Raw genomic sequence first — 11,417 nt, forward strand, 5'->3', positions numbered from 1 at the left:
AATAGTATTGAATTATAAAACGCTGCCTTTTTCAGGCAGCGTTTTGAGAAAAAATTTATTTTTGAACTATAGGAGTTCTCAATGATTCTAAAACAGCAACAATATCAGTATAAAGTTCTGTATTTGAAGCAACGCCATTCGCATTGGCCGCAGCTCCAACATATCCTTCAAATTTTGTATAATCTGCACTGCTTGATTTTGTTCCCATACGAGGATTTTTTGCAGGATCATGCGCAGCTGACATACTCAAACCAGAATATGTATTTACAGCATTTGTTCCTCCCGTATTAAACGAAAAGAAATCAGTAAGGTTATCTGATAACTTAGCAATATTGGTAGACTGGGTAGTTCCAGTTTCTGCTAATAAAGGGGCAAAATGTGCCTGCAGATTACCTGACGCGTTCGATTGGATATCAGCAACAATCAATCCGATAGTTGAATTTACCACTTTGCGGAAACTCAAACGTCCCTGCTCGATCATCTGGCCGGAATTATCAGGATCAGAAACCATTTTAGTTCCGCCTAATCGCTCGTAGATAGAAGCCTTAACCGGTGCTGGGGTTTCGTCGTCATTACTGCTGCAGGAAATCATAGCTGCCGATGCAGCAATTAGTACACTAAGTGTAAGTTTTGAATAAACTTTCATAAATTTAAAGTATTAAAGGGTTAATTAAAAAAACGATTTATCTTTTGAGACAGTCTATAGCTCAAACTATTTTGATTCATTGGACACACTTCTTTGTCTGCTAAATTTGCTGGTAAAATATAACGCTGCGCATCATAACGTCCTTTAGCCATCAGCTCGTTGAAAACTTTCTCAGAGTTTGTAATTTTATTATTGTGGAAGTACACCACAACATTTCTTTTAACGATGATAGAATCTGATGTCAGGCCTTTTATGCTTCTCAGGTCGGCACAGATTTTTCTGGCCTGCAGAGAATCGATGTCTGATTTAAAATCGATTCTGCTTACCTGAAGATTTGGGGTGTCATAAACGGGCGGTTTGGCCGTTATAATGTGAAAAAGCAAAATCGCGGCAAACAGTACAAATATTCCACTTAGAATAAAAAGTCCTTTTTTGATTATTTTATTAGTTTTCATAATTTTTTTATGCTTTTAAAATTATCTACGTGTACTTCATCAATGCGGTTTTAGAAATAGCAGCAAATCGATCAATTTAGAATTATTATAAATACAGAAATTACCTAATAATTTAATTATAAAGGAGATACTAGAAAACTCTGGCAAGATTAAATCCAAAAAATATATCTCCTTTTGTCCAGTCGCCGGTGGTTCTTCCAAGATATCCGGCTTCATCAATTGCCTGGGAACTGGTAAAATGCATTTGAAAAACGTGTCCGCCGGTTTCTAAATCAAAACCTATAGATAGCGGATTTTTATAAAGTGAATTTGGCGCTCTGTTTAAATGCGCCGCATAATCCATATTTAAAGACCAGCGCTTAGCGAATTTATATCTACCTCCAAATCCTATCGCATATTGCGTATTACTTTGATCTACGTCTTCAACAAAATTTTGATGAAAGAATGACGGAACAATTTCTAAAGAGAGCTTTTCAGAAAATTTTCTTGAAATCAGCAGCTGCGCAACATAAGTCAGCCTGTCTTTAAATTGAAGTTTCGGATACAGACTTTCTTTTAATGTGTTATTAATAGACAAACTATTAAAACCAGCAATAGTAACAGGGAAACCGTCTTTTATTTGAGGAAACAGCATATATTTTGTTGCAAAGTCATAAGCAAATTCACTTCGGGCTGCACTTACATTAAATCCATTTGTTAAACCGTAAATAAATTTTATTTGTGTATTGGCATTATCCAATCCGTAGAAACCTTCAAAACCATCTTTAATAGAACCAAATCGGTGTGCAACAACAAAATATAAATCCCCTTTTGCGGCCAATTTTGTAGACTCAAGATTAACGATTTTTAAGGCTTTGAATGCAGATGTCACTTTTTCTTTTGCAGAAGGAGTTTCTACTCCGGACAGCAAATCGGTTTGAGAGAAGGTTAATAGCGGAAATAAAAAAAGTAATAGAATAAAGTTTTTCATGAGGTTAGTTTTAAATTGTTATTTGTATTAGTGTACAACTGAAGATTGGTCTATTTTAAATTCCTGGAGCAATTCGTCATATCCTAAAAAACGCCCTTTAATTTTTAGGGTTTTTCCAGATATAATATTTTGCGGCAAACCGTTTTTGAATGTCACAAATATTTTTTCGCTCATAACAATTCCATTACTGACTTTATCAATACTTGTTACTCGTGCAGATAATTCAATTGTTTTGTCCTGATATTTGATGTAAGCCAGACTATCGTTTGAAGTAAACTCTCTTTCTAGTTCGTTAACGGTTACAACATAATCGGCAGTTTCTGATTCTATATTTCTATGCCCTTTGTAGATGTAGAGGTACGCCGAAATTCCGATTATTATAAAAAGGGAAATTGTAATTAGTATTTTTTTTCTCATAACTGGTTTTTAGTATTTCAAATTATCTACGTTAAAAAATACCTATTGGATTTAAAACATTAAATATGCCTCTTGCCAAATCTGTATTATTCTTTTCAACGTATATGATTTTGAAATGCCTGATGATCCTTAAAAAAATCATGCATTTATTTATAACTAAAAACCAGCCTTATGAATTTAAAAACCCTTTTCGCCATCTCATCATTAGCATCAATTTTTGTAAGTTGTGCCAACGATGATCCAAGTACTTTAATTGACTCTACACCAATTAATGGTTTGGCAACATACAACCAAAATGTAAAATCTATTATTGATAATAACTGCGTTGTATGCCATGCGGCAGTTCCTAAAAATGGCGCGCCAATGTCTTTAGTTACTTATGAACAGGTGAAAAATGCAGTTTTAAACCGAGGATTGCTTACACGAATTTCTTTAGAAAATGGAGATAGTTCCTTAATGCCGCAAGGTGGACCAAGATTGCCTCAAGCTACTATCGACATTATAAATAAATGGAATCAGGATGGATTATTAGAAAAATAATCTATAACAGCAACATGAAGAAAATCATAATAATGCCAATGCTATTGGCTTCTTTTATTGTTTTTTCACAGGAAAAAATAGTAACTAAATCTGCAACAATAACTCTGGAAGCTTCAGTACCTGCTTTTCAGCCGGTTGCAGGAACTAACAGCAATGTAACTTTTGTTTTGAATCCCGCAACTGGAGAAGTGGCTAGTCTTGCCTTAATGAAAGGATTCCAGTTTGAAATGGCATTGATGGAAGAACATTTTAATGAAAATTACATGGAAACCGATAAATATCCAAAAGCAGTTTTCAGGGGACAAATTGAAGGTTTCGACATTAAAAGTCTAACAGAAGATTATAAAGATTACACCATAAAAGGAAAACTAGAAGTGCATGGAAAATCCAAGGATATAAGTGTCGATGCAAAAATTACAAGATCGGGTTCCAGATTCACCCTTATATCTGATTTTGAAGTAAATGCAAGTGATTTCAACATTCCAATTCCAGCGCTTATTAAATATAAACTGGATAATAAAGTCAAAATTCAAATTATTGCAGTTTTAAAATAAGACTTCGCAAAACAGGATGATTTTATAAAAAAATAAAGGCGAAATAATGAAAAAAACAATACTTATTGCAATGCTGTGTGTTTGCGCCATTGGCGTATCACAAGAAAAAATGGTCAGTAAATCAGCAAAAGTTACTTTTGAAGCTTCCGTTCCTTCTTTTGAAGAAGTTAAAGCAGTAAACAAGAATGTTACTTTTGTTTTGAATCCAGCAACAGGAGAGATTGCAAGTTTGGCCCTGATGAAAGGTTTCCAGTTTAAGGTTGCTTTAATGGAAGAACACTTTAATGAAAATTACATCGAAAGTGACCAATATCCAAAAGCAGTATTTAAAGGAAAAATAGAAGGATTTGATCTTCAAAGCCTAACAGTAAATCCCAAAGATTTTATCATTAAAGGTACATTAGAACTTCACGGAAAATCCAGGGATATAAATACTGCTGCAAGGATAAGCAGATCATCATCAGGGATTAGCATTTCATGTAATTTTAGTGTAAATGCTAGTGATTTTAATATTCAAATTCCAAATTTGGTTAAAAGTAAACTTTCCAATAAAATAAATATCCAGGTTGCCGCAGTCTTAGGGTCCAATAGGCAATAACCGCCTAAAAACTATCTTGAAAAGTCAATAATTTTTTATATAAAAAAAATGCAGGAAGAAATAAAAATTGAGGACGGCCTTACCCTTATGCGGTTTCAGAACGACAGTTCAGAATCTTTTTTTGCACAGCACGAAATTAGTGCTGGCCTGTTACAGTTTCATTTCGGACTAAAAGGCAATAGCAGATTTTTATTCACTCAGAGTAATTATGCTTTAGAATTAAAAGAGGAAAAATCCCTGATTTTGTGCAATCTGCAGAAACAGTCATTGCTTCATTTAGAGCTTTCTCCAAATTCATGGGTGATTTCAGTTATTGTTTCGATTGAGAAATTTCATTCATTATTTTCTGTTGAAGCAGATTATATTACTATTTTAAGCCCCGATAATAAGAAAAAAAAGGATTATACCGAAGGGAACATTAGTCCTTCGATGGCTATTGTTTTGAGACAGTTGTTTCATTACAGCCTTCATCCCTCCCTAAAGAACCTTTATTATAAAGGAAAAGGATACGAATTGTTGAGTTTGTATTTCAATAAAATGGAAGATCCAAACGCAGGACAATGTCCATTTTTGATCGATGAAGATAACGTCCTGAAAATCAGAAAAGCCAGAGAAATCATTATCGCCAATATGGCCGAACCACCAGGATTACAGCAATTGGCAGATGAAATTGGACTGAACATGAAAAAATTAAAAATAGGTTTCAAACAAATTTACGGAGATACCGTTTATGGTTTTCTGTTTGATTACAAAATGGATTTCGCCAGAAAACTGCTTGACAGCGGTTCCTACAATGTAAATGAAGTGGGGCTTAAAATAGGTTACAGCACCGGAAGCCACTTTATTGCGGGATTCAAGAAAAAATTTTCCACAACTCCAAAGAAATACCTGATGTCTGTTAATACCAAATTTAAAACAGCGTCGATTTTGTAAATTACAGCATAAATAAAATTGATTTTTCCTTTTTCTAAAAGGCAGCCAATACTATTTTTAGCATCAATTTAAACAACAAATACTTAAAGCCTGAAGCTTAAAGTAAAAAAGCCAAAAAAAAATGAAAGGTGTATTATTAGTAAATTTAGGATCTCCCGAAAGCCCGACACCAAAAGATGTAAAGCCCTATTTAGATGAATTTTTAATGGATAAATATGTGATCGATGTTCCGTATTTACTAAGAGCTTTATTAGTCCGAGGTATCATCTTAAGAAAAAGACCCAAAGAATCGGCACATGCTTATGCAAAAATCTGGTGGGATGAAGGTTCGCCCCTTGTGGTGCTTTCAGAAAGAATGCAGAAAAAAGTACAGCCTTTGGTAAACGTTCCGGTTTCTTTGGCAATGCGTTACGGAAGTATGACTATTGAAAAAGGACTGCAGGAACTGCATGAAAAAGGCGCAACGGAAGTACTGCTTTTTCCGCTGTATCCGCAGTATGCAATGGCTTCGACTTTGACTATTTTAGTAAAAGCAGAAGAAATTCGTAAAAAGAAATTCCCACACATGACTTTTACAGATGTTCCTGCGTTTTACAATAAACCAGATTATATAAGGAATCTGGCGGATTCAATTCAGAAACATTTAGCCGGATTTCAATACGATCATTTGTTATTCTCGTATCACGGAATCCCGGAACGTCACATCCGCAAAACAGATGTAACTAAATCACATTGCAAAATTGATGGCTCTTGCTGCAACACGCCTTCGGCTGCGCATGATTTTTGTTACCGTCATCAATGCTATGAAACAACCAAACAAGTTGTAAAATTATTAGATCTTCCTGAAGACAAATACAGTCTTACTTTTCAATCGCGATTAGCTGGAGATAAATGGCTGGAGCCTTATACTGATATTGAAATTGATAAAATGCCGGCAAAAGGAATTAAAAATCTGGCTGTTGTAACACCTGCTTTCGTTTCGGATTGTTTAGAAACGCTCGAAGAAATTGCCATGCGCGCCAAAGAAGATTTTGAGAAAAATGGAGGAGAAAATTTCATGGCTATTCCCTGTTTGAATGACGACCAGAAGTGGTGCCAGACTGTTAGCAGCTGGATTAATGAGTGGGCTGAATAATGCTATAATAGCAATAGGCAATATTGGAGTTTTCATTATTAATATATCAATTCGCCCCTTGTATCCATTTTAATTTATTTTTTTACCTCTTTTAAAACCAAAAAGAATATTAAAGCGTAAATGACTTTATAACTTAAAAAAAGTAATTATGAAAACTAGAAAATTTTTAGCAGCAGCAATCCTGGCATTAGGATTTGGATTGACATCATTTGCACAAAAAACAGTAATGGTTGGTGGAGCAGATATGTATCCTAATAAAAATATTATAGAAAATGCGGTAAACTCAAAGGATCATACCACCTTGGTAGCAGCAGTAAAAGCAGCAGGATTAGTTGAAACTTTACAAGGTAAAGGTCCATTTACTGTTTTTGCACCAACAAATGAAGCATTTAGTAAATTGCCGGCTGGAACTGTTGAAACATTATTGAAACCTGAGAATATTAAATCATTACAAACTATATTGACATATCATGTAGTAGCCGGTAAAATGAATAGTTCTGATATTGCAAAAGCAATAAAAGCTGGTAAAGGAAAAGCTTCTTTAAAAACAGTTAGCGGCGGAACTCTAACTGCCTGGATGGATGGAAAAGATTTGTACATTAGTGACGAGAGTGGCAATAAAGCTAAAGTTACAATTTCAGATGTAAATCAATCTAATGGTGTCATACATGTAGTGGATACAGTACTGCTTCCAAAAATGTAGTTTGCTGAAAATAAATTACAATTAAGCCCTGAAATTTCAGGGCTTTTTATATAATTACTATGCGACAAAATATTAATATTCAGTTGTATAAGATATTTTGATTACCATTTTATTGCCACCTCAAAACTTTAAATGTAAGGAATTGATATCTTTTTTTTTACAAAAAATTAAGGCTGTCTCTTTTTATTTTGGGTAAAATAATACATAAAACTAAATATATTTCTGCTTCAATCCCCAACAGGACATCTAAACCAAATTCTTAGTGCCGCTAAAAGACAGTACCTACTTCCAGTAAGCCAATCTCTTCAAATCTTCCACAAAATTTATAGAAATTTGTCCCGTAGAGGTCCCCCGACAGGACATACAAATCGATTATTTTTTATAACTAGGTACTAGTTAAACAGTAAAAAAACGAATAAAAAGAGTCAGTTTAGAAATGGACTTAAATTAAGATAATTCAATATTATTAATTACATATCCAGAAATTAAATTTCCATATTGTAATCACCCAATCTCTAAAAAAGATTTTTTTCCTCTTGAGTTTTCGTTTTCAAATCTTGAAATAATGTAATCATATTTAAAACTGTAAATATGTTAAACGAAAAGTTCAATCTGAAAAATCTGTGTAAGTGACAATTCCATTTAACCGTAAATATTAAGTATTTTTGGTATATTTGTAGTACAAAAAAGAATAATACTACTGTCAGTTATTCGTTAGTGTTTTAATTTTTGTGCATGATTTATTGAAATAGTAAAATTGAATTTGGGTGCAGAATCGGTGCATTAGGTTCAAGACATTTATAAATACGTAGCAAAGACGGGATCTAAACACATAAAGTTCGAATCCTGCTCTCCCCACTAAAAGTCCTGAAACATTTCAGGACTTTTTTTTGGGCCTAAGAAAACATAATAAAACCTGCAAATCCTAGTATTCGTAGGTTTTTTTCTTTTAAGACAGTTTTCAAACTTTGTAAAAACACTCAAAAGTTTTGCGGCAAAATCGTCTCAAGATCCCGATAACTTAATGTAAACCTAAGCTTAAATTATACTGTCTGCAATATAATAGACTTCGGATAGCAATGACCTTTCGTATTCATCAGTTTAAAAATTTAAAAAAGGCAAAGATAAAACTTAGCTTTAGATGCGACAGAACCTGATATTACTTAGAAGCAGATTCAATTAGCGAAAGTTTATGGAGATCTTTTTAAATCTAATTAAAAAAAGTAAAAGGCTGACAGAATAATTGTAGGCTTTACTTTTTTATATTTTAATCTTCTTTATAAAACCGCAATCATACAATAACCTTAAGTAATTTATTTTATTGGAATAAATCAATTTTATTCACAACAAAAAAACATCCATTCACGACAGAAAAACCTTCACTAACGACATCTTTTTCATTTTTTTATTTTCAATCATTAATTTCATTTCAGAAAATAAAATCTAGAGTTAGAAAGCGTTTTCGAGATTATCCCAAAAAAATACCAATACCATAGAAATCATTTTTTTTATTTTTTAACATAAAATTTATACAAAATGGGACAGTACAAAAGTCGTCAGGAATTTTTAAAAAACAATCCAAGATCAATTGCATTCGCCGCATTGGCTAAAGCAACAAAAATGCAAAACACGATTACCAATCAAGCGATTAAACTTAGTCCAAATCAACTAGAAGGAAAAGAGGTTATAATCATCGGGTCTGGTGTTGGGGGACTTACCACCGCGTATGAACTTCTCGCTCAGGAGTCTGGTGCAAAAGTAACCATTCTGGAAGCATCTCATAAAACAGGAGGACGCTGCATGAGCTTACGTACAGGGGATACACTCATTGAAGATGCAGACAGTGATTTGTTCGATTCGAAACCTGGAGAACCTCAAGTTGTTCGATTTAAACGCCCAGTAGGAGACTCAGAACCTTACCTTAATGCAGGTCCTGGTCGTATTCCAAGCAGTCACAAACGACTCCTTTCTTACTTAAAACGTTTTTCGGTAGACGTTGAAATATATGTGATGAACTCTGAATCTAATTTGGTTCAAAAGGACGAAAGTTTTGGAGGTGAACCTATGGTTTACCGTCGTTTGGATCATAATACAAGAGGTTGGTTGGCGCACATGGTATACAAAAATGCGGAAGAATTACTTCGCAATTCACAAGTGGGAATTAGCGAAAGTGATCTTGAAACACGCGTTGAACAATTACAAAGTTTGATGATCAGTTTCGGAGAGCTTGATGTAGATGGAACCTATAGCGCAACAGCTGGATCACCTGGCTTCGAGGATGGAAAAACACGCGCTGGATATGAAGTTTTACCTGGTGTTGCGGCTGGAATTGTTGCCGATGTTTTGAGTTTTGATAAATTGCTCGAATCAAAATTTTGGGAAGGTACAAAATTCTATCAACCTACAGATTTTCTTTGGCAACCTACTTTATTTCAACCCGTTGGAGGAATGGATCAGGTACAACACGCTTTTGCTCAACAAGTGGCTGCTTTGGGAGGAAATATTCTTTTGAATAGTCCTGTAAAAAAAATAAAATGGGACTCAACTAAAGAGAAGTACATCATTTCGGTTGGACAAGTTGGAACAGAAGAACCGATCTATTACGAAGCTGATTATTGTGTTTGCAACCTTGCGATGCCTTTTTTGAAAAACATACTAGATTCTGATCTCCTAAATTCGGGACTTGAACCTGAATTTAAAGATGCTTTAGAAGCCGTTTTTGTGGCACAATTTGAACCAACACAAGCTCCAGGTTATGAACCGCGAGAAGACGGATACGTTCCGCGTTTTTTAGCCTGTACCTCCAAAGTGGGCTGGCAGGCAAATCGATCTTTATGGCAAGGAAGCCCAATAAATCTCAAGACAATGGCAGTTGAAAAATCCGAAGTGGGAGTTGTACCTATTTTTGGAGGAATCTCTTGGACAGACAATGAAATTCAACAAATTTGGTATCCATCTACGGCGTATCAAGACGAAAAAGGTGTGCTCACAGGCGCTTATAATTTTGATAAAGTAGCACACGATTGGGGAAAATTACCCGTTAATGAGCGACTTACCAAAGCACGAAATGATGCCAGTAAATTCGGTAATAAATTTGCCGAAGGCTTGGGAGAAGGCGTTGCCATAGCTTGGCAAAATATGCCAAATATCAAAGGTGGCTGGGCATATTGGCAAGCCGTTGGAGATGCGAACTACTCAACGAAACAATTTAACGCTATTGCACAAGGATCTGGAATTATAGATCCGAACACAAAAAATGCGAGCAATGCTAACTTTTTTATTGTTGGTGATCAAATTTCCTCCCTTCCTGGTTGGCAAGAAGGTGCTATTGCTGCCGCATTAAATGCAATTACGAGAATGGCAAAACCAGAGGTAAAAATACAGCCATTGAAAAATTTACCAGACACTCGTTTGATGGTGGAAGGTATCTAAATCAATTAAACAGAAATGAATGGAACGACGCAGAAGGTATTCTGCGTCGTTTTTTTTATACTGTTTGATTCGAAGTTGTTACACTAAACAACAACCTGCTAACTTATTCATGAAATTTGATACTATTTTATTCTAAGGTTATGTCGCATCTGTCAGAATCAAATATAAAAATTTAAGTCATTTAAAATTTGGGACGCCAATTTACAAAATGATTTAAACATAGTTATCCCTGGTCTAACCATCTGATTTGAAAGTTTCACCAAAGGTGTTGGATTTTTTAAATTTAAAGAGCTGATAAAATTAAAAAATGTCTCGTCCTGAATTTATCAAAAGGAATCACCTATTTTTAAAACTATTGAAGAGTTTCATAAACTAACTAATTACAAAAATGTAGGGTAACCTTTTCTCTCCTATTTGTTTGCAAATCCAAAATAGCTATATATTTGTGTTAATGGTTAGCCAATAACAACACACCAATATTCAATTAATAAAATGATTTCAATTAAAGAGTTTAATAAAGACAAACTTGATGACTTTTTTCAATACTTGAACATTCATCTTTCTGAAAATGGACAGAAAGGAACAGCTCTTTTCCAGCCACTTTCTAAACAGCAATCTACACTTTCAAACGAATGGAAGGCAAAGTTTGAGGACGGAATGAATGAAAAAGCCGGATGGAGAAAAGTTTGGATAGCAATAAATGAAGAAGAAAAAATTGCTGGACACATTGACATCCGTTCTCAAAATCAGCCAAATGCAGAACATAGAGTTTTACTTGGAATGGGCGTTGACAGTAATTTTAGAAATTTGAAAATTGGTCAAAATTTGTTAGCATTTATTATTGATTATTGCAGAGCTAATCGCCAAATTAGCTGGATTGATTTGCAAGTTTTGACAAATAATATTCCAGCAACCAGACTTTATAAAAAAATGAATTTTGAGGAATTGAGCATAACAAAAGATATGTTTAGAATCGATAACATTTCTTATGATTATACTTCTATGACTCTAAATGTTGAAAATTAAACCAAACT

Annotated in this window: 12 protein-coding genes; 8 read left to right on the top strand and 4 right to left on the bottom strand. The window is 34.2% G+C overall.

Features of this window, described 5'->3' with window-relative positions; translation table 11 throughout:
* Positions 1–55: 55 nt before the first annotated feature.
* The 4 genes from M4I44_RS18685 to M4I44_RS18700 all read right to left on the bottom strand — a co-directional run bounded on the left by M4I44_RS18685 (position 56) and on the right by M4I44_RS18700 (position 2,488).
* A complete protein-coding gene (locus tag M4I44_RS18685; protein ID WP_095955078.1) occupies positions 56–646 on the bottom strand; it encodes a hypothetical protein in 591 nt (196 codons plus the stop codon).
* Between the two features lie 20 nt (positions 647–666).
* Positions 667–1,101, bottom strand: coding sequence for a hypothetical protein (locus tag M4I44_RS18690; protein ID WP_166924808.1), 435 nt, complete (start codon positions 1,099–1,101; stop codon positions 667–669).
* A 130-nt stretch (positions 1,102–1,231) separates the two neighbouring features.
* Positions 1,232–2,071 carry a DUF5777 family beta-barrel protein gene (locus M4I44_RS18695; RefSeq protein ID WP_166924810.1) on the bottom strand — a complete coding sequence of 280 codons (840 nt, stop codon included), beginning with the start codon at positions 2,069–2,071 and terminating at the stop codon, positions 1,232–1,234.
* Between the two features lie 27 nt (positions 2,072–2,098).
* Positions 2,099–2,488: a hypothetical protein gene (locus tag M4I44_RS18700; RefSeq protein WP_166924812.1), complete on the bottom strand. Its 390-nt coding sequence runs from the start codon at positions 2,486–2,488 to the stop codon at positions 2,099–2,101.
* Positions 2,489–2,659: 171 nt separating this feature from the next.
* Between M4I44_RS18700 and M4I44_RS18705 the strand changes: the two genes are divergently transcribed.
* The 8 genes from M4I44_RS18705 to M4I44_RS18740 all read left to right on the top strand — a co-directional run bounded on the left by M4I44_RS18705 (position 2,660) and on the right by M4I44_RS18740 (position 11,409).
* Complete coding sequence (locus M4I44_RS18705; protein WP_053471238.1) at positions 2,660–3,028, top strand: hypothetical protein; 369 nt, start codon at positions 2,660–2,662, stop codon at positions 3,026–3,028.
* A gap of 14 nt (positions 3,029–3,042) precedes the next feature.
* On the top strand, positions 3,043–3,582 hold the full coding sequence (locus M4I44_RS18710) for a YceI family protein (protein WP_249965719.1): 540 nt from the start codon (positions 3,043–3,045) through the stop codon (positions 3,580–3,582).
* Positions 3,583–3,628: 46 nt separating this feature from the next.
* Positions 3,629–4,180: a YceI family protein gene (locus tag M4I44_RS18715; protein WP_166924816.1), complete on the top strand. Its 552-nt coding sequence runs from the start codon at positions 3,629–3,631 to the stop codon at positions 4,178–4,180.
* A 48-nt stretch (positions 4,181–4,228) separates the two neighbouring features.
* Positions 4,229–5,113: an AraC family transcriptional regulator gene (locus tag M4I44_RS18720; protein WP_166924818.1), complete on the top strand. Its 885-nt coding sequence runs from the start codon at positions 4,229–4,231 to the stop codon at positions 5,111–5,113.
* Between the two features lie 121 nt (positions 5,114–5,234).
* Complete coding sequence (gene hemH, locus M4I44_RS18725; protein WP_166924820.1) at positions 5,235–6,248, top strand: ferrochelatase; 1,014 nt, start codon at positions 5,235–5,237, stop codon at positions 6,246–6,248.
* 148 nt (positions 6,249–6,396) lie between these two features.
* Positions 6,397–6,951: a fasciclin domain-containing protein gene (locus tag M4I44_RS18730; protein WP_166924822.1), complete on the top strand. Its 555-nt coding sequence runs from the start codon at positions 6,397–6,399 to the stop codon at positions 6,949–6,951.
* Between the two features lie 1,536 nt (positions 6,952–8,487).
* Positions 8,488–10,383 (top strand): FAD-dependent oxidoreductase, encoded by a 1,896-nt coding sequence (locus M4I44_RS18735; protein WP_249965720.1) that lies wholly within the window; start codon positions 8,488–8,490, stop codon positions 10,381–10,383.
* 492 nt (positions 10,384–10,875) lie between these two features.
* Positions 10,876–11,409, top strand: a complete 534-nt coding sequence (locus tag M4I44_RS18740; protein ID WP_249965721.1) for a GNAT family N-acetyltransferase — start codon at positions 10,876–10,878, stop codon at positions 11,407–11,409.
* Positions 11,410–11,417: the final 8 nt, after the last annotated feature.

It is taken from the genome of Flavobacterium sp. B183 (assembly GCF_023539155.1).
Lineage (GTDB): Bacteria > Bacteroidota > Bacteroidia > Flavobacteriales > Flavobacteriaceae > Flavobacterium > Flavobacterium tructae.

Coding starts and splice junctions, on each gene's coding strand:
- M4I44_RS18685 (WP_095955078.1), bottom strand. CDS start 646: ATGAAAGTTTATTCAAAACTTACACTTAGTGTACTAATTGCTGCATCG.
- M4I44_RS18690 (WP_166924808.1), bottom strand. CDS start 1,101: ATGAAAACTAATAAAATAATCAAAAAAGGACTTTTTATTCTAAGTGGA.
- M4I44_RS18695 (WP_166924810.1), bottom strand. CDS start 2,071: ATGAAAAACTTTATTCTATTACTTTTTTTATTTCCGCTATTAACCTTC.
- M4I44_RS18700 (WP_166924812.1), bottom strand. CDS start 2,488: ATGAGAAAAAAAATACTAATTACAATTTCCCTTTTTATAATAATCGGA.
- M4I44_RS18705 (WP_053471238.1), top strand. CDS start 2,660: ATGAATTTAAAAACCCTTTTCGCCATCTCATCATTAGCATCAATTTTT.
- M4I44_RS18710 (WP_249965719.1), top strand. CDS start 3,043: ATGAAGAAAATCATAATAATGCCAATGCTATTGGCTTCTTTTATTGTT.
- M4I44_RS18715 (WP_166924816.1), top strand. CDS start 3,629: ATGAAAAAAACAATACTTATTGCAATGCTGTGTGTTTGCGCCATTGGC.
- M4I44_RS18720 (WP_166924818.1), top strand. CDS start 4,229: ATGCAGGAAGAAATAAAAATTGAGGACGGCCTTACCCTTATGCGGTTT.
- hemH (WP_166924820.1), top strand. CDS start 5,235: ATGAAAGGTGTATTATTAGTAAATTTAGGATCTCCCGAAAGCCCGACA.
- M4I44_RS18730 (WP_166924822.1), top strand. CDS start 6,397: ATGAAAACTAGAAAATTTTTAGCAGCAGCAATCCTGGCATTAGGATTT.
- M4I44_RS18735 (WP_249965720.1), top strand. CDS start 8,488: ATGGGACAGTACAAAAGTCGTCAGGAATTTTTAAAAAACAATCCAAGA.
- M4I44_RS18740 (WP_249965721.1), top strand. CDS start 10,876: ATGATTTCAATTAAAGAGTTTAATAAAGACAAACTTGATGACTTTTTT.